This is a genomic window from Lapillicoccus sp., from assembly GCF_025353065.1.
Taxonomy (GTDB): Bacteria; Actinomycetota; Actinomycetes; order Actinomycetales; family Dermatophilaceae; genus Lapillicoccus.
Map to the genome: position 1 here is coordinate 1 of NZ_JANXRJ010000144.1, position 21,264 is coordinate 21,264.

23 protein-coding genes are annotated in these 21,264 nt (G+C 72.1%); 14 read left to right on the plus strand and 9 right to left on the minus strand.

Features of this window, described 5'->3' with window-relative positions; genetic code table 11:
- The first annotated feature begins 280 nt into the window (after nt 1–280).
- Entirely contained in the window at nt 281–1,057 is a 777-nt protein-coding gene (locus tag Q0R63_RS11290; protein WP_295697273.1) for a transglycosylase SLT domain-containing protein, read from the plus strand.
- A gap of 26 nt (nt 1,058–1,083) precedes the next feature.
- Here the strand turns inward: Q0R63_RS11290 and Q0R63_RS11295 are convergent, their stop codons facing one another.
- Both Q0R63_RS11295 and Q0R63_RS11300 read right to left on the minus strand, forming a co-directional pair.
- A complete protein-coding gene (locus tag Q0R63_RS11295; RefSeq protein ID WP_295697274.1) occupies nt 1,084–2,034 on the minus strand; it encodes an NAD(P)/FAD-dependent oxidoreductase in 951 nt (316 codons plus the stop codon).
- Nucleotides 2,031–3,008: a class I SAM-dependent methyltransferase gene (locus Q0R63_RS11300; RefSeq protein ID WP_295697275.1), complete on the minus strand. Its 978-nt coding sequence runs from the start codon at nt 3,006–3,008 to the stop codon at nt 2,031–2,033. Before Q0R63_RS11300 ends, Q0R63_RS11295 begins: the two co-directional genes overlap by 4 nt.
- Nucleotides 3,009–3,056: 48 nt before the next feature.
- Here Q0R63_RS11300 and Q0R63_RS11305 point away from each other — a divergent pair, with 48 nt between their 5' ends.
- The gene (locus Q0R63_RS11305; protein ID WP_295697277.1) at nt 3,057–3,629 is read left to right on the plus strand and encodes an XRE family transcriptional regulator; all 573 of its coding nucleotides are present in this window, start codon (nt 3,057–3,059) and stop codon (nt 3,627–3,629) included.
- A gap of 44 nt (nt 3,630–3,673) precedes the next feature.
- Here the strand turns inward: Q0R63_RS11305 and Q0R63_RS11310 are convergent, their stop codons facing one another.
- The gene (locus Q0R63_RS11310) at nt 3,674–4,087 is read right to left on the minus strand and encodes a type II toxin-antitoxin system VapC family toxin (protein WP_295697278.1); all 414 of its coding nucleotides are present in this window, start codon (nt 4,085–4,087) and stop codon (nt 3,674–3,676) included.
- A 384-nt stretch (nt 4,088–4,471) separates the two neighbouring features.
- Nucleotides 4,472–5,011 carry a class I SAM-dependent methyltransferase gene (locus Q0R63_RS24585; RefSeq protein ID WP_366521110.1) on the minus strand — a complete coding sequence of 180 codons (540 nt, stop codon included), beginning with the start codon at nt 5,009–5,011 and terminating at the stop codon, nt 4,472–4,474.
- On the opposite strand from Q0R63_RS24585, the gene Q0R63_RS11315 reads away from it, so the two are divergent.
- Entirely contained in the window at nt 4,971–5,315 is a 345-nt protein-coding gene (locus tag Q0R63_RS11315; protein ID WP_295697279.1) for a hypothetical protein, read from the plus strand. The two genes, Q0R63_RS24585 and Q0R63_RS11315, sit on opposite strands and share 41 nt — an antisense overlap.
- A gap of 50 nt (nt 5,316–5,365) precedes the next feature.
- On the opposite strand, the gene coaA is transcribed toward Q0R63_RS11315, so the two are convergent.
- Nucleotides 5,366–6,331: a type I pantothenate kinase gene (gene coaA, locus Q0R63_RS11320; RefSeq protein WP_295697280.1), complete on the minus strand. Its 966-nt coding sequence runs from the start codon at nt 6,329–6,331 to the stop codon at nt 5,366–5,368.
- A 31-nt stretch (nt 6,332–6,362) separates the two neighbouring features.
- Between coaA and glmS the strand changes: the two genes are divergently transcribed.
- Genes glmS through tsaD form a run of 9 tightly spaced genes read left to right on the plus strand, consistent with a single transcriptional unit; the run spans nt 6,363 to nt 15,282 of the window.
- Nucleotides 6,363–8,222, plus strand: coding sequence for a glutamine--fructose-6-phosphate transaminase (isomerizing) (gene glmS / locus Q0R63_RS11325; RefSeq protein WP_295697281.1), 1,860 nt, complete (start codon nt 6,363–6,365; stop codon nt 8,220–8,222).
- A complete protein-coding gene (locus Q0R63_RS11330; protein ID WP_295697282.1) occupies nt 8,219–8,572 on the plus strand; it encodes a holo-ACP synthase in 354 nt (117 codons plus the stop codon). Before glmS ends, Q0R63_RS11330 begins: the two co-directional genes overlap by 4 nt.
- Nucleotides 8,569–10,071, plus strand: a complete 1,503-nt coding sequence (locus Q0R63_RS11335; RefSeq protein WP_295697284.1) for a bifunctional ADP-dependent NAD(P)H-hydrate dehydratase/NAD(P)H-hydrate epimerase — start codon at nt 8,569–8,571, stop codon at nt 10,069–10,071. Before Q0R63_RS11330 ends, Q0R63_RS11335 begins: the two co-directional genes overlap by 4 nt.
- Before the next feature lie 25 nt (nt 10,072–10,096).
- Nucleotides 10,097–11,260, plus strand: a complete 1,164-nt coding sequence (gene alr / locus Q0R63_RS11340) for an alanine racemase (RefSeq protein WP_295697286.1) — start codon at nt 10,097–10,099, stop codon at nt 11,258–11,260.
- Complete coding sequence (locus Q0R63_RS11345; protein ID WP_295697287.1) at nt 11,257–12,471, plus strand: alpha/beta hydrolase; 1,215 nt, start codon at nt 11,257–11,259, stop codon at nt 12,469–12,471. The genes alr and Q0R63_RS11345 overlap by 4 nt, the downstream gene beginning before the upstream one ends.
- On the plus strand, nt 12,464–13,021 hold the full coding sequence (tsaE, locus tag Q0R63_RS11350) for a tRNA (adenosine(37)-N6)-threonylcarbamoyltransferase complex ATPase subunit type 1 TsaE (RefSeq protein WP_295697338.1): 558 nt from the start codon (nt 12,464–12,466) through the stop codon (nt 13,019–13,021). Before Q0R63_RS11345 ends, tsaE begins: the two co-directional genes overlap by 8 nt.
- A gap of 1 nt (nt 13,022) precedes the next feature.
- Entirely contained in the window at nt 13,023–13,781 is a 759-nt protein-coding gene (gene tsaB, locus Q0R63_RS11355) for a tRNA (adenosine(37)-N6)-threonylcarbamoyltransferase complex dimerization subunit type 1 TsaB (protein ID WP_366521112.1), read from the plus strand.
- 11 nt (nt 13,782–13,792) lie between these two features.
- Nucleotides 13,793–14,239 carry a ribosomal protein S18-alanine N-acetyltransferase gene (rimI, locus tag Q0R63_RS11360; protein WP_295697288.1) on the plus strand — a complete coding sequence of 149 codons (447 nt, stop codon included), beginning with the start codon at nt 13,793–13,795 and terminating at the stop codon, nt 14,237–14,239.
- On the plus strand, nt 14,236–15,282 hold the full coding sequence (gene tsaD / locus Q0R63_RS11365; protein WP_295697290.1) for a tRNA (adenosine(37)-N6)-threonylcarbamoyltransferase complex transferase subunit TsaD: 1,047 nt from the start codon (nt 14,236–14,238) through the stop codon (nt 15,280–15,282). Before rimI ends, tsaD begins: the two co-directional genes overlap by 4 nt.
- Nucleotides 15,283–15,387: 105 nt before the next feature.
- On the opposite strand, the gene Q0R63_RS11370 is transcribed toward tsaD, so the two are convergent.
- Both Q0R63_RS11370 and Q0R63_RS11375 read right to left on the minus strand, forming a co-directional pair.
- The gene (locus Q0R63_RS11370) at nt 15,388–16,269 is read right to left on the minus strand and encodes an MOSC domain-containing protein (RefSeq protein ID WP_366521113.1); all 882 of its coding nucleotides are present in this window, start codon (nt 16,267–16,269) and stop codon (nt 15,388–15,390) included.
- Between the two features lie 272 nt (nt 16,270–16,541).
- Complete coding sequence (locus Q0R63_RS11375) at nt 16,542–17,837, minus strand: glycoside hydrolase family 3 N-terminal domain-containing protein (RefSeq protein WP_295697292.1); 1,296 nt, start codon at nt 17,835–17,837, stop codon at nt 16,542–16,544.
- A gap of 260 nt (nt 17,838–18,097) precedes the next feature.
- On the opposite strand from Q0R63_RS11375, the gene Q0R63_RS11380 reads away from it, so the two are divergent.
- Complete coding sequence (locus Q0R63_RS11380; RefSeq protein ID WP_295697294.1) at nt 18,098–19,207, plus strand: nucleoside hydrolase; 1,110 nt, start codon at nt 18,098–18,100, stop codon at nt 19,205–19,207.
- Entirely contained in the window at nt 19,207–20,031 is an 825-nt protein-coding gene (locus Q0R63_RS11385) for a PfkB family carbohydrate kinase (protein ID WP_295697295.1), read from the plus strand. Before Q0R63_RS11380 ends, Q0R63_RS11385 begins: the two co-directional genes overlap by 1 nt.
- A gap of 3 nt (nt 20,032–20,034) precedes the next feature.
- Here the strand turns inward: Q0R63_RS11385 and yidC are convergent, their stop codons facing one another.
- Together yidC and Q0R63_RS11395 are read right to left on the minus strand one after the other, a co-directional pair.
- Nucleotides 20,035–20,862: a membrane protein insertase YidC gene (gene yidC / locus Q0R63_RS11390; RefSeq protein WP_295697296.1), complete on the minus strand. Its 828-nt coding sequence runs from the start codon at nt 20,860–20,862 to the stop codon at nt 20,035–20,037.
- 91 nt (nt 20,863–20,953) lie between these two features.
- Nucleotides 20,954–21,259 carry a hypothetical protein gene (locus Q0R63_RS11395; protein WP_295697298.1) on the minus strand — a complete coding sequence of 102 codons (306 nt, stop codon included), beginning with the start codon at nt 21,257–21,259 and terminating at the stop codon, nt 20,954–20,956.
- Nucleotides 21,260–21,264 lie beyond the last annotated feature (5 nt).

Below are 21,264 nucleotides of genomic sequence, written 5' to 3' on the forward strand. Positions count from 1 at the left end.
GTCGACCGGCGAGGGGTCGACCACGAACGGCATCCTCGGGTGTGATCTATCCCGCTTTGTCCATCCCTTACGTCGGGTCCGTCCCCAAATTCCCCTTGCCGATTTGGCCTTCCCGGTGAGTCATGGGAAGGTCGAGTCGCAATATCTCGGTTTGGTAACGCAGACCACGGGCCCCCGACTCCGTGGCGGTGCACGGCCCCACTTTGGCGTGCGCCCGGTGCCGTCGTGGTCGTTCCTTCGGGGGCGACCCTTTCTGTGTGGACAAGGAGCTTCAACCACGATGGGTCATCGCTACGCCGGGCGGCATCGCGACGCCTCCACGACCTCCACGACCCGTCCGACGGCCCGCCACCGGCCACCAGCCAAGGTCGTCCGCCGACCACTGATCGCCGCCGGAGCTGCGGTGGCCCTGGTCGGGACCTCGGCGGCGGGGTTCGCCAAGGCCGGGCAGCTGATGGGCGACACGTCTATTCTGGCGGCCGCCTTCACCGTGCCGGCCGCTGCGATCTCGCAGGCCACTGCGGGCACCAGCGAGTCGCGGGAGCAGCAGGCCTATCGCGAGACGGCCACTCGGGCGACGGCGATGCGGGCGTCGTATGCCGCCGACCAGGCCAAGGCGGCCGCCGCAGCCCTCGTCGCCCGGGCCGAGGCCGCCGCGGCGGCGCAGGCGGCCGTCATCGCGGCTCAGCGTCAGGCGGAGGCCGACCGGGTCTCGCGCGACGCGCAGCGCGTCGCGCTCGTGGCCAACGCCCAGAGCGACCCGAAGTCCGTCGCGCGGTCGATGCTCGGGGACCATGGGTGGAGCGATGGCCAGTGGAGCTGCCTCGAGCAGCTCTGGGTCGGCGAGAGCAACTGGAACTACCGCGCAGCGAACCCCTCCGGCGCCTACGGCATCCCGCAGTCCCTGCCCGCCTCGAAGATGGCCTCGGTCGGCGCCGACTACCGGACCAACCCGATCACCCAGATCACCTGGGGCATGAACTACATCAAGAACAGCTACGGCGCGCCCTGCAACGCCCTGGCGACCTGGAACGCCCGCTCGCCGCACTGGTACTGAGCCCTCGCGCAGCCACCCGCGCGACCTCAGCAAGGCTCGCGCCGCACCCGCACGGCCTGCGCAAGGTCGGCGAGGGCCAAATCGCCGTGCACCGCAGCGCCCACCATCACCCCGGAGGCGGCCGAGGCGACGACCATCGCCATGAGGTCCCCCGCGTTACCGGCCACCCAGACCCCGGGCACTGCCGTGGTCCCGCGTGGATCGGCCGCGATCTGCACGCCGAACGGGGTCGACGTCGGCTCGCCCCCCAGCGCTTCGAAGACCGCAGTCCGCGCGACGAAGCGCGGCGCCACGACGACGGCGTCCGTCTCGAACGCCTGCCCGCCCTCGATCTCGACCGCCCGGACCTGAGCGCCGTCCACGACCAGGCGCTCCACCCGCGGCGTCACGACGCGCACCCTCAGCGCCGCGAGCTGCTCCCACTGCTCGTCGGTGGGCTCGGGCGCGTCGTGCAGGAAGAGGGTGACGTCGTCGCTGAGCTGGCGGAACGGCAGCACCTGGTGGAGCGCGTTCTCGTTGCGCCCGAGGACCGCGATCCGCTGGTCGCGCACCTCCCAGCCGTGGCAGAAGGGGCAGTGCAGCACGCCACGGCCCCAGGCCTGCTCGACGCCGGGGACAATGGGGAGGTCGTCGACGAGGCCGGTCGCGAGGACGACGCGGCGGGCCAGGACGTGAGTCGCTCCGTGGTCCACGTCGATCGTGAACTCGCCGAGGGCGCCTGAGGCACCCGTCGTCTGTCCGGTCACGATCCGGACGCCGTATGCCGCGGCCTCGGCACGACCGCGGGCGAGCAGCTCCAGTGGCGGGACACCCTCCTGCCCGAGCAGGTTGTGCGCCCCGGCGGCCGGGGCGTTGCGCGGCTGCCCGGCGTCCACGACGACGACGCTGCGGCGCGAGCGACCGAGCGCGACGGCGGCCGCCAGGCCAGCGGGGCCGCCCCCGACGACGACGACGTCGGCCTGCATCAGGGCGGTCATCGCCTGGTCCCGTGCTGGTGGTCAGCGTGGTCAGCGTGGTCAGTGGGCTCGTGGTCAGCGTGCTCGCGGTCACTGTGGTCGTGGGCAGTGACCGCCTCGTCACCCGCCGGCCGGACGGCGACCCAGAAGGCGCGACCGGAGCTGAGCACGACCTCCGACGTCCTGGCCTCGAGCGAGGCGATCGCAGCGTCGAGAGCGGCAAGGTCCGCTGCGGACAGGTCCTGCGTGAGCCGGGCCCGGTTCATGGACAGCTGCAACGCCAGGTAGCGAGCGCCGTCGGTGGTGCGACCCGTTGCGGTCAGCGCGGTCTCGTGGCGCTCGACCGGGGCGAACCCGACGGCACCGAGGTCTGCCGTCCATTCCGCGGTGACGGGGTAGCCGTGCGCGGCCAGGACGGCGACCAGGCGCGGGCCGAGGCCGTCGCGGCCGGTGCCGAGGTCGGCGGGGTCATAGGTGGTCGCGCCGGTGAACTCGGTGACGACGAGCACGCCGCCCGGGCGTAGGGCGCCCCACGCCTGACGCAGCACCCGCGCGGGATCGCTCACGTGGTGCAGCGAGAGGGCGGCCCAGGCGAGGTCGGCAGCGCCTGGGACGACGTCGGGCCAGTCGGCGTCGAGGTCGACGAGGTGCGTCCTGACGCGGTCGGCGACGCCCGCGCTGGCCGCGACGGCCCCGAGTCGGTCGAGCATGGTGGCCGAGGCGTCGAGGCTGTGGATCTGCGCGTCCGGGAAGCGGGTCGCGAGCGCCAGGGTGCCGGTCCCCGTGCCGGCGCCGAGATCGACGACACTGTGGGGCGCTGCGTCCAGGGCACGAGATGCGGCATCGAGCGCCGCCGCCATCACCGGGGCACCGAGCGCGGCGTCGAGGTCGAGGATCTCGGCGAGGCCGGTGTCGCCCTCCGGAGCGGGGCCGTGGCCGGGCCGGTCGTGCTGTCCGGAGTGAGGATGGTGCTCGTGGGTGTGGGGGTGCGTCATGAAGAGCACGGTAGGCGCTGCATTCGTCAATGGCATACTCTCTTGCGTATGACGCAAGAAATCGTCGAGACGGTCGTCCGTCAACGCATCCGCAGCCTGCGTGTGGCCAGGGGGTGGACGCTCGACGCCCTCGCGGCCCGCTGCTTCCTCTCGGCCTCGACCCTGAGCCGCATCGAGACGGGCCATCGACGCATCGCCCTCGACCAGCTCGTGCCCATAGCCCAAGCCCTGGGGACGACGCTCGACCGGCTCGTCGAGCCCGAGGGCGATGACGACGTCGTCATCCGCCCCGAGCCGGAGACGAGCGCCGGCTCGACCGTGTGGCTCCTGTCGCGCGAGCGTGACCGCCGCGGGGTGACGATCGCCAGGATGCGCATCACGCCCGACCACGCGACCAGCGGGCCGCAGGTGCACCCGGGCTACGAGTGGTTCACGGTGCTGAGCGGGACCGTCCTGCTACGGCTGGGGGAGCGCTCGATCCTCGTGCGCGAGGGACAGGCGGCCGAGTTCTCCACGATGACCCCGCACGCCATCCAGGCGCATGAGGGGCCCGTCGACATCCTGACGATCTTCGACCACGACGGTGAGCGCGCCCACCTGCCCGGCCACCGGCACCCATGACGCCCTTCTGGAACAGGCGGCGTCGAACGATTGCCGTGGATGGGTCAGTCTGACGCGGTGGTGTCCCACGGGTCGAGGCAAGGGACGCCCAAGGGTTCGAAGTGTTTCGTGTTCCGCGTCACGAGGGCCATCCCTGCGGCCTCTGCGACGGGGGCAATGAGGGCGTCGTCGAACGGTGCGTGCTCGGGAACCCGATATGCCGCGAGGATCCGGGCCGCCGACAGATCGAACGGCAGGACCCGGTCGGCGAACGTCGGCAGGACGTTCTCGTCGAACCAGCGACGCAGGACCATTCCTTCCTCAGCGTCGGATCGCTCCTTGGCCATCACTCCTCGCTCGATCTCCGCGACGGTGAATGCTGAGACGAACTGGTCACCGACGGGGACCGACGCTGCCCACACCTCGACGGGTCGGTTGCGCCCTCGGACCCGCAGTGCGGACACCACGTTGGTGTCCAAGAGGTACTTCACAGTTGCGCTGAGCGAACCGTCAGGCCAAGCCGCTCGGGCTCGAACTCGATGTCGGCACCCTCGTCGGTGCCCAGGAGGTCAACGATAGTGACGGGCTCGCCCGCCAGGGCCCTGGTGAGCACGTCGCGTGCCTCTGCCTCGACCGACCGGTGACGCTGGCTTGGCACGCGCGCGAAGCGCCGCCTTAGTCCCAGCAGGAAGATTGCGGATCAGGATCTGTTCCATAGCGACCACCTCCGATATCAACTCCACGATGTCACTGCCAGGGGTTGACGTGGTCCTACGACAGCATTGGCGCAACTGCCTGTCCGCGGCCCGGATTGGCGGCAGCACTTGCCCTAGGCTCCCAGCCGATCCCCGGATGCGGATCCCTCATCGCCTCGCGGAGTGCCTACACGTCGGGTTCACGAGAACTCGTCTGTTTCGGCGGATGTCGTGGCTCGGCCTGCTCGGGTGGGAGACGCGGGTCTTACAGGATGGCCAGGAGTACTCGGTTCGAGAGGGCCTGCCAAATCGGGCCAACCTCGCGGAAGCCGGCGGTTCGCAACGCCGTGACGTGGTCGTCGACGGTGGCGGGGTGGGGGCGCTGTTTACGGTCGAAGCGTCGAGCCCGTTCTGCCCGGAGCGGGCCCAGCCCGGGTTCGTGGGTGAGGCCTTCCCACCATTGCTCTGCTGTCTCGGCGCCGCGAGTGGCGAAGGACTCATCGCTCCAGAACTCGTCGAGGGGTGCTCGCTCAGCTGTGCCAGGATGGGTGTCGCGGGACCGTAAGGCAGGTGATCGGCGTTGAGGAACACGCCTCCCGGTCGAAGAAGTTGTGCGAGGTCGCGGTAAAGCCCGCTCAAGGCTTCAGCCGGCAGCCAGTGCAGTGCGGTGCTGCTCAACACGGCATCGAACTGCGACGCCGGTCGCATGCGTCCAATCGGCAGATGTCAGGTCGGCATCGACCCATCGCAGCCGGCCGCCCGCTGTACCGAGTGCGCCCTGGCCGAGTGCAAGCATCACCGGATCCATGTCGACCGCGATCGCCTGCGCGGTGGGGAACCGGGCCAGCATCCGCTGGCTGATCGACCCCGGCCGGGAGCCGAGGCGGCGTTTCCGTCGAAAGCCACCGCCGTCACAACGCGACACCTAGGCATTGCCCGCGTGGAGAGTGAGGGAATGACTGAAATGCGCGCCGAGGACAAGGTGGTTGGGGACACCCGCAGCTGGTCTTGAGCATTGGTGCCGTCGAGAAGGCCATCAGGCGCGTCCGGGCCCGTCCGGGCTCAGAGCTTGCGGAGCCGGACCCGCCGGACGGCGTGGTTGGGCCCCTTGGTGAGCACGAGCGAGGCCCGGGAGCGGGTCGGAAGGATGTTCTCGACGAGGTTGGGGCCGTTGATCTCCCGCCAGATCCGGGCGGCCGTGGTGCGGGCCTCGTCCTCGGACAGGCCGGCATACCGGTGGAAGTACGAGTCGGGGTTGGCGAAGGCGGTCTCCTGCAGGGAGAGGAAGCGCTCGACGTACCAGGTCTGGATGTCCTCGACGCGGGCGTCGACGTAGACCGAGAAGTCGAAGAAGTCGCTGACCGCCATCCCCGTGCCGCGGTCGTCGCGCACGACGGGACCCTGCAGGACGTTGAGGCCCTCGACGATCAGCACGTCGGGCTGGCGCACGATCACCTGCTCGCCCGGGATGATGTCGTAGCTGAGGTGGGAGTAGACCGGCGCCCGCACCTCCGACCTGCCCGCCTTGACTTCCGCGACGAAGCGCAACAGGGCCCGCCGGTCGTAGGACTCAGGAAAACCCTTGCGAGACAACAACCCTCGGCCCTCGAGGACGGAGTTCGGGAAGAGGAAACCGTCGGTCGTGACGAGCTCGACCCGAGGCGTCCCCGGCCATCGCGACAGCAGCTCGCGCAGGAGGCGTGAGGTCGTGGACTTGCCGACCGCGACCGATCCCGCGACGCCGATGACGAACGGTGTGCGCGGCGGGCGCTCGCCGAGGAAGTTGCTGGTGATCCGGTGCAGCTGGCTCGTCGCCGCCACGTAGTAGTTGAGCAGGCGCGACAACGGGAGGTAGACCTCCTCGACCTCCTGCAGGTCGAGCGGGTCGCCGAGACCGGACAGCCTCGACACGTCCGCGGCGGTGAGGCTGAGCGGGTGGTTCTCCCGCAACCGCGACCAGGCCGCCCGGTCGAGCTCGACATAGGGGGACGGCAGAGACGCCCTGTCGGTGGCCGTCTGCTGCGTCACCTCGCCATTGTGTCGCACTAGGCTGCTCCTCATGTGCGGCATCGTGGGCTACGTCGGAGCCGGAGGGGACGGCACGGCGCTGGACGTCATCATGGAGGGCCTGGCGCGCCTCGAGTACCGCGGCTACGACTCGGCCGGTGTGGCCCTCGTCAGCAACGGTGAGATCGCGCTCCAGAAGAAGGCCGGCAAGCTCGTCAACCTCCGTGAGGCGATCGCCGCGAACCCGATGCCGCCGTCTGGCACCGCGATCGGCCACACCCGGTGGGCGACCCACGGCGGCCCGACCGACCACAACGCCCACCCGCACCTCGGGGGCCCCGACTTGCGACTGGCCCTCATCCACAACGGGATCATCGAGAACTTCCACGCGCTGAAGTCCCGGCTCGTCGACGACGGGGTCGTGTTCACCTCCGAGACCGACACCGAGGTCGCGGCCCATCTCGTGGCCCGTGAGTATGCCGCCTCGGGTGACCTCACGGGGGCGATGCTGGCCGCGGTGGCCCAGCTCGAGGGCGCGTTCACCCTCCTCGCCGTCCACGCCGACGCGCCCGGCGTCGTCGTCGGCGCCCGCCGCAACAGCCCGCTCGTCGTCGGGCTCGGCACGGGTGAGAACTTCCTCGGCTCCGACGTCGCCGCCTTCATCGGGCACACCCGCGAGGCGATGGAGCTCGGCCAGGACCAGATCGTCACGATCACCCCCGACTCGGTGACCGTCATCGGCTTCGACGGAGAACCCGCCGAGGGCCGCCGGTTCCACGTCGACTGGGACGCCGCCGCAGCCGAGAAGGGCGGTTACCCCAACTACATGACCAAGGAGATCCACGACCAGCCCCGGGCGGTCGCCGACACGCTGCTCGGGCGCACCGATGCGTTCGGCGCCCTCGTCCTCGACGAGCTGCGCATCTCCGAGGACGCCCTGCGGGCGGTCGACAAGATCGTCTTCATCGCCTGCGGCACCGCGGCATACGCCGGCATGATCGCGAAGTACGCCATCGAGCACTGGACGCGGATCCCCTGCGAGGTCGAGCTGGCGCACGAGTTCCGTTACCGCGACCCGGTGATCGACGCGAAGACGCTCGTGGTCTCGATCTCCCAGTCGGGCGAGACGATGGACACGCTGATGGCCGTCAAGCACGCGAGCGACCTCGGGGCACTGACGATCTCGATCTGCAACACCCACGGGTCGACGATCCCGCGCGAGTCCGACGCCGTGCTCTACACCCACGCCGGCCCCGAGATCGCCGTCGCCTCGACCAAGGCCTTCCTCGCCCAGATCACGGCGACCTACATCCTGGGCCTGTATCTCGCCCAGCTGCGCGGCGGCACCTACGCCGACGAGGCGCAGGCGGTGATGAAGGACATGCACGAGGTGCCGGCCAAGATCCAGGCGGTGCTCGACTCGATGGACCGTGTCCGCGAGATCGCGCGCTTCATGGCCGACACCCGCGCGGTCCTCTTCCTCGGTCGGCACGTGGGCTACCCCGTCGCGCTCGAGGGGGCGCTCAAGCTCAAGGAGCTCGCCTACATCCACGCCGAGGGGTTCGCGGCGGGTGAGCTCAAGCACGGTCCGATCGCCCTCATCGAGCCGGGCCAGCCGGTCTTCGTCATCGTGCCGTCCCCCTCCAGCGAGCACGGGCTGCACGCCAAGGTCGTCTCCAACATCCAGGAGATCCGGGCCCGGGGCGCGCGGACCATCGTCATCGCCGAGGAGGGCGACGAGGACGTCGTGCCCTTCGCTGACGAGATCGTGCGGGTGCCGGCGACGCCACCGCTGCTGGCGCCCCTGGTCACGGTCGTGCCCCTCCAGGTCTTCGCCTGCGAGCTGGCCAACGCCAAGGGTCTCGACGTCGACCAGCCGCGCAACCTCGCCAAGTCGGTCACGGTCGAGTGATCATCGGCGTGGGGATCGACGTGGTCGACATCGAGCGCTTCGGGCTGACGCTGGAGCGCACCCCTGCGCTGCGTGAGCGGCTCTTCACCGAGACCGAGCGAGGGCTCGGACTCGCCTCTCTCGCAGCCCGATTCGCAGCCAAAGAGGCGCTGGCCAAGTCCCTCGGTGCCCCGGCAGGGCTGTCCTGGACGGACGCGACCGTCGTCAAGGACGACTCCGGTCGGCCGCACCTGCAGGTGGCGGGGACCGTCGCCGCCCGCGCCGACGCCCTCGGGGTCGACTCCTTCCACCTCTCCCTGTCGCACGACGCGGGCATCGCCTCCGCCGTCGTCGTCGCGGAGGGCCGATGATCGAGGCCTACCGCGTCGCGGACGTCCGCACCCTGGAGGACCGGGCGCGGGCGGGACTTCCCGACGGTGAGCTGATGGCCCGCGCGTCCCGCGGCCTCGCCGGGGTCGCCGGCGTGCGTCTCGAGGAGCGCCACGGACGAAGGGTCGTCGCTCTCGTCGGTGGTGGGGACAACGGCGCCGACACCCTGTATGCCGCAGGCCTCCTCGCGGAGGCCGGCTACGCGGTCGCTGTGGTCAGCGTCGACCGCGGGGGCGAGGACGCGGCGACGGAGACCGCCATCGCCGACGGCGTCGTGCTGCTCCACCACGACGACGCGTGGGCGGAGGTCCTCGCGGAGGCCGACGTCGTGCTGGACGGGCTGACCGGCATCGGCGGTCGCCCGGGGCTGCGGCCTGACGTGTGGCCGTGGGTCGAGGCCATCCCGGAGGACGCCTGGGTGATCGCCGTCGACCTGCCCAGCGGCGCCGACCCGGCAGGCGAGGCGGTCCCCGATGAGGACGTAGCCCAGGGAAGCACCGGTCCCGCCCACCTCGTGCCCGCCGACGAGACGGTGACCTTCTCCCTGGCCAAGCCCGTCCACCTCATGCCGGCCACGGAGGCCGCCGTCGGGCGGCTCACCGTCGTCGACATCGGGGTCGACGCGCGGGGCGTCACGCCGGCGGTGGAGCGGGTGACCTTCGACGACGTCGCCGCCCTCTGGCCGACGCCAGGAGCGAGCAGCGACAAGTACTCTCGCGGAGTCGTGGGGATCGTGGCCGGCTCGGTGCGCTACCCCGGGGCCGCCGTCCTCAGCGTGCTCGGCGCCCTCGGCGCGGGACCGGGAATGGTCCGCTACCTCGGCCCCCGCGACGTCCGGTGGCTCGTCCACCAGGCCGCCCCCGAGGTCGTCACGGCAGGGGGGCGGGTCCAGGCCTGGGTCATCGGCTCGGGCTTCGACATCGACGGCACCTCGGGCGAGTCCCGTGAGCAGCGCGAGAGCGCCGAGCGGGCCCTCGCGAGCGACCTGCCTGTCCTCGTCGACGCCGGAGCGCTGGCCCTCGTCGACCGCCGGGATGCCCCCACCCTCCTCACGCCCCATGCCGGCGAGCTCGCGACGCTCCTCACCCGCCTTGGTGCCGGACCCGGTGGGGGAGAGGTGTCCCGGCAGGACGTGACCCGGGCCCCCCTGGCCCACGCCCGGGCCGCGGCCGAGCGCACGGGAGCGACGGTGCTGCTCAAGGGCGCTCATACCCTCGTCGTCGGGCCGGACCCCGCCGCAGCGATCCGCTCGCAGGCCGACGCCCCGGCGTGGCTCGCCACGGCAGGAGCCGGAGACGTCCTGGGCGGCCTCATCGGCACCCTGCTGGCAGCCGGGCTCAGCCCGCTCGACGCCGGGTCGCTCGGTGCCCTCGTCCACGGCGTCGCGGCCGACCGCGCCTCGGGTGGCGGCCCGCTGCGGGTGACCGAGGTGGCCCACGGCATACCGGCCGTGGTCGCGAGCCTGCTCACCCGCGCCTGACCCCGCCTGAGAGACTGGTGTCCTCATGACCGACCAGCTCCTACGACCGACGACCGCCCCCGCCACCGTGGTCGTCGACCTCGCCGCGATCCGGCACAACGTCGAGACCCTGCGCGCCGCGGCACCGGGGGCGCAGCTGATGGCGGTCGTCAAGGCCGACGGATACGGCCACGGGCTGGTCCCGAGCGCCCGGGCCGCCCTCGCCGGGGGGGCCACCTGGCTCGGCACCGCGCAGCAGGGGGAGGCGGTCGCGCTGCGGGACGCGGGGATCACGGCGCGGCTCTTCACCTGGCTGCACGTGCCGGGGACCGACTTCGAGGCGGCCCTGTCCCGGGACATCGATCTGGGGGTCTCGACGACCTGGGCCCTTGACGAGATCGCCTCTGCCGCAAGGCTGCTCGAGCGACCAGCACGGGTGCACCTCAAGATCGACACCGGCCTGGCCCGGGGTGGGGCCTTCGGCGCCGACTTCGACCGCCTCGTCGCGGACGCTCGCCGCTACGAGCGGGAGGGAGTCGTCACCGTCGTCGGCGTGTGGTCGCACCTCGTCTCGTCCGACGTCCCGGACGCCCCCATCACCGCGGCCCAGATCGTCGTCTTCGACGAGGCCGTGCGCACGGCCGAGGCGGCCGGCTGCCGGCTCGAGGTGCGTCATCTCGCCAACTCGGCGGCGACCCTGACGGCCCCGCGCACCCACTACGACCTCGTCCGTCCGGGTATCGCGGCCTACGGCCTCACCCCGCTCCCCTCGGTCGCCTCCTCGGACGAGCTCGGCCTCGTCCCGGCGATGACCCTGACCGCCCGGCTGGCCAGTGTGAAGCAGGTGCCCGCCGGCCAGGGCGTCAGCTACGGCCACGCTTACCGGACGACCACCGAGACGGTCCTCGGCCTCGTGCCGATGGGCTACGCAGACGGCATACCCCGCAACGCCTCCGACGTCGGGCCGCTCGCCGTCGCCGGTGTGCGCCGCACCATCGCCGGCCGCGTCTGCATGGACCAGGTCGTCGTCGACCTCGGACCGGGCAGCACGGTCTCAGCCGGTGACGAGGTCGTCCTCTTCGGCGCCGACCCGGCCGGTCCGACGGCGCAGGACTGGGCCGACGCCACCGACACGATCAGCTACGAGATCGTCACCCGCATCGGACCCCGGGTGCCGCGGGTCCTCGTCGGAGAGGAGGCCCTGACGTGAGCCCGAGCAACCGCAGCCTGATCGGCTTCGGGCTGGGGATCGGCGTCGCCGGGGCGGCGACTGCCGTGGGCATCGTCGCCGATCGCATCCACCGGCAGCGCGGAGAGGCCCTCGACACCGGCGACAGCCTGGTCGCCGCAGCCAGCCGGGAGCTCGTCGTGCTCGCCGACGACGGGGTACCGCTGCACGTCGAGGTCGACGATCCCCAGCCGGGCAGCGAGACCGAGATCGAGGGCCACCCTCGTCCGACCGTCGTTCTGTCACATGGCTATTGCCTCACGTCGGAGTGCTGGGTCTTCCAGCGACGTGCCCTCACCCAGGCCGGGCACCGCGTCGTCGTCTGGGACCAGCGTGGTCACGGTCGGTCGGCGAAGGGCTCCCCGCAGAGCTACACCATCGACCACCTCGGTGAGGACCTCGCCCGTGTCATCGCCGAGGTGGCCCCGGAGGGTCCGCTGCTGCTGGCCGGCCACTCGATGGGCGGGATGACGACGATGGCCCTCGGCCAGTCTCACCCCAAGCTGGTCCGCGACCGGGTCATCGGCTTCGGTGCGATCTCCACCTCGCCGGGAGGTATGCCGCTCGCCGGCGACGACCTCGCCGTGAGCGTCGGACGGATCCTGCTCGAGCGCCTCGGCCCACGCACCGCGGGCCTGTTCACCGCGCGTCCCGAGCTGCTCCAGACAATCCTGCGGGCCAACCGCGACCTCTCGGAGTTCCTCGTCGAGCGGTACTCCTTCGCCTCACCGGTGCCCCGGCGCATCGTGCGGCTCACCGCCAAGATGCTGCTCGGCACCGACCTCAGCGTGATGTCGTCCTTCACCCCGGCCTTCACCGACTACGACAAGACCGCGGTCCTCTCGGTCTTCCGCGACGTCGAGACCCTCGTCTTCAACGGCGACCAGGACGTGCTCACGCCGCCGGACCACAGCGAGGCCATCGTGCGAGCCATTCCCGGCGCGGAGCACGTCATCGTGCGCGACGGCGGCCACGTCATCATGCTCGAGCACCCCGACCTGCTCAGCACCCAGCTCGTCTCGCTGGCCGAGCGGGCTGTGCGCGGACGGCTTCGTGACGTCGAGACCGAACGCCAGCCGCGCACCGTCCGGGTCGTGACCGACCTCGACAAGCGCCGCCGGATCGAGCGTGGTCGGGAGGAGCGCAGGGAGGAGCGCGGCTCCGGCCTGCGGCGCAGGCGCGATGATGCCTGACGCTCTCGTCGGCGCGCCGGGTGGCTCGCTCGTCGAGCCCCTCCGGTGGAGCCTGCCGACGGCCGCCACGACCCGCGCGCTGGGGGTCGCTCTTGGCCAATTCCTCTGTGCGGGAGACCTGCTCGTCCTCACCGGCGACCTCGGCGCCGGCAAGACGACGCTGACCCAGGGGCTCGGCGAGGGGCTCGGGGTGCGAGGGCCGATCACGTCCCCGACCTTCGTCATCGCCCGCGTCCATCCGTCGCTGGTCGGCGGTCCGGCCCTCGTCCACGCCGACGCCTACCGCCTCGGCGGGGGGCTCGAGCTCGACGACCTCGACCTCGACGCCTCCCTCGAGGACAGCGTCACCGTCGTGGAGTGGGGCCACGGGGTGGCCGAGCTGTTGTCGGACGACCGGCTCGAGCTCGCCCTCGAGGTCGTGTCGGCGGGAGCGCGCCGAGCGGCCCTGACGCTGACCGGTGCGCGGTGGCAACGGCCCGAGGCGGTAGAGGCTCTTGCCTCACTCTCACCGACCTCACCGACCTCACCGACCTCACCGCCCGAGGGATAGCGTGAGCGACGTGCTCCTGCTGGCCATCGACACCTCGACGTCGGCGATCACCGTGGCCCTGCACGACGGGTCGTCGGTGCTCGCCGAGGCGACGACCCTCGGCGCCCGTGGCCACGCCGAGCACCTCGCGCCGGGCATCCGCACCGTTTTGGACCGGGCCGGGGTGACACCGACGGACGTGACCCATGTCGCCGTCGGACTCGGCCCCGGACCGTTCACGGGGCTCCGCGTCGGGATCGTCACGGCGCGCACCTTCGCGCTCGCGGTCGGCGCGCGGGTGCACGGCCTCTGCAGCCTCGACGTCCTCGCCCACCAGGGGGTGGTTTCCGGCGCGGTCTCCGGCGGTGAGCTCCTCGTCGCGACGGACGCCCGCCGCAAGGAGGTCTACTGGTCGCGGTATGCCGTGGAGCCGGCTCAGCCGGGAGGCATCCGCAGGATCGGCGACCCGACGGTCAGCCGTCCCGCCGACCTCGACGCCGACGTCGTCGCCCTGCCGACGGTCGGCCGTGGGCCGCAGCTCTACCCCGATGTGTGGACTGCCGGCATACTCAGCCCAGGTGAGCTGCGCTCTGCCCCAGTCCTGCCCGGGTCCAGCGAAGGGTTCGGGCTGATCGACGTCTCAGCGGCAGCGCTGGCGGAGCTGGTGATCCAACGGCTCGCGGCCGGTGACCCCGTGGACGAGCACGAGCCGTTCTACCTCCGTCGACCCGACGCCGTGCCGTCTGCGTCGTCAGCGATCGCGAGGTCGGCCCTCGGATGAGGCTGCGTGAGATGACCTGGACGGACATCCCCGTCCTCGCCCGGCTGGACGCCGAGCTGTTCGCCCACGACGCGTGGACCGAGCCGACCTGGTGGGCGGAGCTGGCGGGCCGGCCCCGGCGCGACTATCTCGTCGCGGTCGCCGATGACGGCTTGATCGGCGCGTATGCCGGTCTCGACCTCGGCGGCGACGTCGCCGACGTGATGACCATCGCCGTCACCGCGGCATACCGTGGATCAGGTTGGGGGGACAGGCTTCTCGCAGTTCTCGAAGAGCGGGCGACCATGTCCGGCGCGTCCGGGCTGATGCTCGAGGTGCGCGCCGACAACGCCCCGGCGCGGCGGCTCTACGCCCGACACGGCTTCGAGCAGCTCAGCGTGCGTCGGCGCTACTACCAGCCGGGCGACGTCGACGCGCTCGTGCTGCGCAAGCAGTGGGACCGGGCGGCGGCGTCATGACCGACGGACCCCTGGTGCTCGGCATCGAGACCTCCTGCGACGAGACCGGAGTCGGCATCGTGCGCGGCCAGACCTTGCTCGTCGACGCGGTCGCGAGCAGCGTCGACGAGCACGCCCGCTTCGGCGGTGTGGTGCCCGAGGTGGCGAGCCGGGCGCACCTCGAGGCCATGGTGCCGACGATCGAACGCGCCTGTCGCGAGGCCGGGGTGCGGTTGCAGGACCTCGACGCGATCGCGGTGACCGCTGGACCGGGCCTCGCCGGAGCCCTGCTCGTCGGCGTCGCGTCGGCCAAATCGCTCGCCCTCGCGCTCGGCACACCGCTCTACGGGGTCAACCACCTCGCCTCTCACGTGGCCGTCGACGTCGTCGAGCACGGACCGCTGCCCGAGCCGACGATGGCCCTGCTCGTGTCGGGTGGCCACTCGAGCCTGCTGCTGGTCCCCGACGTCACCCGCGACATCCGCTCCCTGGGGTCGACGTTGGACGACGCCGCGGGGGAGGCCTTCGACAAGGTGGCCCGGGTGCTCGGCCTGCCCTTTCCGGGTGGACCCTTCATCGACCGGGCCGCTCGGGACGGCAACCGGATCGCGATCGACTTCCCTCGCGGACTGACCTCGGGCAAGGACCGGCAGCATCACGAGTTCGACTTCTCCTTCTCGGGGCTGAAGACCGCGGTCGCGCGCTGGGTGCAGCTGCGCGAGCAAGCGGGTGAAGCCGTTCCCGTCAACGACGTGGCCGCCAGCTTCCAGGAGGCCGTCGTCGACGTGCTGACGCGCAAGGCCGTCCGGGCCTGCGCGGCGAACGGCGTCGACGACCTCCTCCTCGGGGGCGGGGTCGCGGCCAACTCGAGGCTGCGCGCTCTGGCCCAGGAGCGCTGTGACGTGGCGGGTATCCGGCTCCGCGTGCCGAGGCCCGGCCTCTGCACCGACAACGGGGCCATGGTCGCGGCGCTGGGGGCGCAGCTGGTGGACCGCGGTCGGACCCCGTCCCGGCTCGACCTCCCGACCGACTCGTCGATGCCGGTGCAGCAGGTCCAGGCGTAACCCCCTCTGTTCCGGACTCGCGATCCTCGCAAGGATGGGCCGTCCGACCCCTCCGGATTGCGAGGATCGCGAGTCCGGAACCAAGCCGTAGGAAGCTGATCAGTTTCAGTCGATGGTCTCGATGCTGTCGCCACGGGCGATCAGCCCGTCGGTCAGGATGTCGGCACGCAGGCCGCCACGGTGGATCAGCGCCCGCAGCACCCCGGGTGAAGCGAGCTTCTCCAGATGGGCACAGGGTTCGCACGGCCGCTGTCCGAGGCACTCGACGTCGCCGATGCGAAACCGGCGACCGACGAGGGATGCCACGTCGATGCCGCGGGTGACGATGTTGCGGCGGGCCAGTGCGTAGGCGAGGCCGGTGCCGCCGGGAAGACTCAGCACGTCGAGGACCCCTGCGTCGATCAGGGTCAGGTCGTAGCCGCGTCCGCCCGCCGTCCGCGGGGTGAACGTCCCGGCGCCGGCGGCATAGCGGTCGCCCTCGAGGCCTCGTCCGGCGTGGGCGCGAGCAGAAGGAACCAGTTCCACTGGCCCCGTAGCGTGCTGGGCGATGGCGACAGCTTCGACGACTCCGCGCTGAGGCGTCGCGGGTGGGGCGGCGCGCAGTTCGGCATCGAGGGAGGCCACCACGTAACCCGCGACCACCGGGAGCGTCGCTGCGGCCGAGCCGAGCAGGCGGGGATCGTCGGGGCTGAAAACCACCCCGGCGGGAGTCCCGAACATCACCACCGCAGCCCGCGCGGCGGCCGGGTCGGCGGTGTCGAGGACGGCGATCCAGTAACCGGGCCAGCTGAAGCGCTCGGCACCGGCGATGGGTACCAGGCCGGCGCCGTGCCCGGCCAGCCAGGACCGCCATCGGCCGACCAACGTGGCGAAGTCTCCGGCGTCGGCCGGGAGATCGGCCTCCGGGGTCTGGGTCACCGAGGCCAGGCAGGCTCGGAACGAGCGCACGACGAGGGCCGGACCTGCACCGGCATCAGTCGTCTGCATCACACGGCCATCCTCGCACCGGAGACGCCCGGCCCGCTGCTCGACCGGACCGCGCCGCCCGCCCCGACATGCACAAGCCCATCGGATGTCGGGGTCCGAGCGTGGCCGCGGTGTCAGGTGACCTGTGCTGGTCCGGGCGGCGACCGCGGCCGACACATGCGCATCTTCCGGACTCGCGATCCTCGCAGGAATGGGGCCTCTGAGCCCGACGGATTGCGAGGATCGCGAGTCCGGAACGAAGCAAGGCTGTCGCTCCCGTATGCCGCCGAGCCTCAGCCGCAGCTGAGAAGGCCCAGAGCCTGCTTCTGGGCGAGGACCCTGCTCACGGAGGCCTCGACCTTGGCCGCGAAGGCGGGGTCGGCGGCATACCGGGCGAGGAGACCCTGCGCCATCGGCGCCACCGATGAGAGGGTCGCGGTGAGGACGATGTCGCCACCGGCGTCCACGAACCGGGTCGCGCGGTCGGCGTAGGGAATGCCGGAGACGGACACCGCGGCGCCCACGTCGTCGGTGACCACGACGCCCTGCCAGCCGAGCGACCCGCGCAGCAGTCCCGAGATGATGGCGGGGGAGAAGGCGGCCTGGTTCGCGGCGTCGAGCTGCGGATAGCGCGCGGTCGAGATCATCACGAGCTGGGCGCCCGCGGCGATGCCCTGCCGGAACGGGTCGAGGTCGGGGTCCGAGGCCGAGGCGATGGTGTCGGTGATGCCGGTCGCCGTCGTGTCGGTGTTGCCCGTGAGCCGGCCGATGCCCGGGAAGTGCTTGAGCGTCGGAGCCACCCCGGACGACCGCAGTCCGCGCACAAAGGCCGTGACTCCGCGGGACACCGTGGCGGGGTCGTGGCCGAACTCGCGGTCGTAGCGCCCGATCGGGCCGTTGCCGCGACCCAGGGCGCTCGAGACCGTGTCGGCAACCGGCGCGAGGTCGACGTTGACGCCGGCGGAACGCAGCTCGCGACCGGCGGTCGCGCCGTTCGCCGAGATGGCGGTGGCCGACGACTGTCCCTGGGCGAGCGCGGAGGGCAGGGAGGTGAAGCCCGGACCCTTGAGCTGCTGGACCTGCCCACCCTCCTGGTCGGCCGCGACGAGCAGGCGCACGCCACCGGTCGACACCGCCGTCACCTGCCCCTGCAGGTGCGTCGAGGTCTGCCGGACAGCCGCACTGCCGCTCCACCCGCCGAGGTAGATCGCACCGCCCAGGTGCTGTGCCGCGATCGCCCCGTCGAGGCCGCCCGGCGCCTGACCGGGCTGGATGCCGACCATGAGCAGCTGCCCCACCCGCTGCGCTGTCGTGAGGGCTGAAGCCGTGCGCTCCACGCAGCTCGCCACCGTCGGTCCCCCCGTGGAGGTGCCCGGGCGCGTCGCCGCCGGGGTGAGCGGGGCCGTCGTCGACGTGTCGGAGGCGGTGCTCGAGGTGGTTGCCGGGGACGTGCTGGGTCCGCGGGGAGTGGTCGTCGATCCGGTCGGCAGTGTCACCGACCCGCTGCACGCCCCGATGCCGACGAGCAGGAGGGCACCCACCCCGGCGAAGGTCCTGGCGCGACCGCGGGCCGGTCGGGTTCCCGTCATGGTGGTCGACGCTACCCGTCGGGCGCGCGAGCGGTGTCGCGCCTTCCGCCTCATGGCACGTCGTCCTCGGGTGAGCTCGCTCCGGGCGAGTCCCGGGCGCCGGTCGACGAGCGACGTAGACACGTCGCCCATGACCCCCCGTCGCTGCGGTCATCCCGGTCGACACGAAGGTGGACCGTCCCGGCGCGAACGGCTGACCCTCCGACCGAACCGGGACCCAAGAGGGAGTGCACCGTGACCCGGACGGCTAGCCTGCGCGGGTGACCCCATCGCCGACCGCGGCGCCGACCGCGGCGCCGACCGCGGCGCCGACCGCGGCGCCGACCACCGTGCCGACCGCCGTGCCGGCGCGTCGACGGGTCGTGCTCGACGTCGACACGGGAGTCGACGATGCGTGCGGCATCCTCCTCGCGGCCGCGCACCCGGGTCTCGAGCTCGTCGCGGTGACCTGTGTCGGGGGCAACGCGTCGGTCGACGACGTCGTGGCGAACACCCTGGTCGTGCTCGATGCGGCCGGGCGCCCCGACGTGCCCGTCGCCCGGGGCGCCGCCCGGCCGCTGCTCGAGGCGCCGGTCGATGCCCGGCACGTGCACGGGGACGACGGCATGGCCGACCTCGGGTGGCCGCGCTCGACACGCACCATCGACCCGCGGCATGCGGTCGAGCTGCTCCGGGACGTGCTCCTCGACGCCGCGTCACCCCGGCCAAGCTCACCCCCGCGAGACCGCCCCGACGACGCCGACCGCCGGATCACCCTCGTGCCGACGGCGCCGCTCACCAATATCAGCCTTCTGCTGCGCACCTACCCCGAGGTCGCGGCCGGACTGCGGGAGATCGTGTTCATGGGCGGCGCAGCGGCAGTAGGCAATGCGACTGCATCCGCTGAGTTCAACGTCTTCCACGACCCGGAGGCCGCGGCCATCGTGGTCGACGCCTGCGCCGACCTCGACATCGCGGTGACGATGTACGGGCTCGACGTCTTCTACGCGCCGGTCATCACCCGTGCCGAGGCCGAGGCGCTCATCGCCGTGGGTGGGCGGGGCAGCGCCGAGCTCGCCGGCCGGCTGATCGCCTTCCAGTGCGACCGCTTCGGGAGGTCCGCAGCGACGATCGGCGACGCCGGTGCGGTCTGCGCCGTCATCGACCGCGACGCCCTGACGACCGAGCGCCTTCCCGTCCGCGTGGAGCTCGCCGGCACGTGGTCCCGGGGCCGCACCATCGTCGACCGCCGACTCTGGAGCGGTGACATGTCGCACGACCCGCACGACCCGCACGGACCGGCTCCCACCGTCGTGGAGGTCGCCCTGGGCGTCGATGCCGTTCGCTACCAACGGATCTGGCTCGACACCGTCCGTGCGGGCGCCCGGTGATGGGTCGGGTCGTCGTCGTCGGCGCCCTCAGCGTCGAGCTGCTCACGATTATGGACCGACTCCCCGCACCGGGCGAGACCGTCGCTGCGCTCTACGGCCCGCAGCGCTCCGTCGGCGGCCGTGGGGTCAACCAGGCGCTGGCCGCCCGCGTCGCCGGGGCCGACGTCGTGATGGTCGGCTCCGTCGGTGACGACGACCTGGGCCGCGCCTGCACTGATCACCTCGACACGCGCGGGGTCCGGACCCGCCTGACGGTGGTGCAGGGTGAGGCCACCGGGCAGACCTGGGTCCTCGACGGCAGCAACGAAGGTCTGGTGAAGGTGATCCTGCCGGGGGCCAACGGCTCCTTCCAGGCCCTCGAGGCCCTCGACTGGGTCACGGAGTCGGACGTCGTCATCGTCTCGTCCGAGCTCCCCCTCCCCCTGGTCGTGGCTGCGGTCGTGGGCGCCGACGCTCGTGGCGCTCGGATCGTCGTCAGCTGTGCGCCCTACGCCGACCTGCCGACCGAGGTCGTGGACCTTGCCGACCCCCTTGTCGTCAACGAGCAGGGGGCTGCAGCGCTGGCGGACGGGCAGATGCTGCCCCGGTCGCTGGTCGTCACCTTCGGCCCGGCCGGGTCGACCTGGGACGGCGAGCGAGCATACGCCGCAGTCCTGCCCGAGTCTGCCGTGGTCGACAGCACCGGGGCGGGCGACGCCTTCTGCGGCACGTTGGCCGCGGCGCTGGCCGACGGCGCCGACCGGCAGACGGCCCTCCTGCGCGCCAACCGCGCCGGGGCCGCCTGCGTCCAGCGGCTGGGGCCCTGGGTCGGCGGCCGGCTCTGACGTTCACCCGACTGCGGCTCTCTCCGCCCGCTGGCGAGCGGCCGGCGACCCGGGTGTCGGGGCAAAGCGCCAGACCAGTCCCTGCTGCGCGAAGGTCCACGCGTTGTTGATGACCCAGTAGACGAGCAGGCCGGCGGGCACGAACCAGGCCGCGACGAGGACGCCGCCGCCCGCCAGCCACGGCATCAGGCGCTGGATCGCCGCGATGCCGGCCGGCTGCCCGGACAGGTCGGTCGTGCTGGTCATCGGCAGGTTGAACCACTGCTGGGTGGCGAAGGTCAACGCTGCCGCGACGAGGGCCAACATGACGAGCACGACTGCGGCGGCGGAGTGCTGGAGCAGCAGCGGCCCGATCCTGCTCGTCAGCGTGAGCCCGAGGAGCGACGCGGCGGACGCCGACGCGACGAGTGCGGCACCCATTGCGCCGACCGAGTGACCGGTGGTGAGGTCGGAGACGACCCGGTAGAGCGCGTAGACGAGCGGCAGCTGCAGGACCATCGGGGCGAGGCTCCAGGTCGAGACGCCGTGCTCGGCGTTGATGCGCCGCCGCTCGTCGCGCAGCTGTCGGAGGCTCGCCCGGTCGCGGGCACCGGCATACCGGCGTTGGAGGGTCTGGAGCTGTGGGGTGGCTCTGGCCCGGGCGTGGGCCGAGCGGACACCGTGGATGGTCAGTGGCAGCATGGCCGTCCGGACGATGATCACGAGCAGGAGGATGGCGAGCAGCCACGCGCCTCCTGACCCCGGGGCGAGGCCCGCGAGGCCGGCGAGCGAGTGGGTGCGCGCGAGTATCGCGGCGATGACGGTGGTGACAGGGGACAGCAGGTCGGGCATGGGAAGGCTCCGTGTCTCGGCCCGGTCCGGGCCGGTGAGGGTGTGGTCAGGGCGGGAGCCCCACACGGGTCGCGGTCGGCGACGTGTGGGGTCAGCGCTGACCCGGAGCCCGAGGTTGAGCAGGGCGGCGGGGGACCTGGACGGCGCACCAGTATGCCGTCGGCGCGTCGACGTGTCCGCTCGCGCCACCGGTGCGCGACGGGAGGGCGGGGAAGGGCCGGGCTACGTGACCGGCCGACGAGAGGACGACGGCAAGGGCGGCCACGGCTGCGGCGAGGAACGCCGTGCCAGAGGGGGTTCCGAAGGACCCGGCCCCGAAGAGGAAGAGGGCGACGGTCACGGCGATCGCAGGAAGGACCCGCGACAGGTGAGCCGCGACGGCCGAGGGACTCGTCATGACTC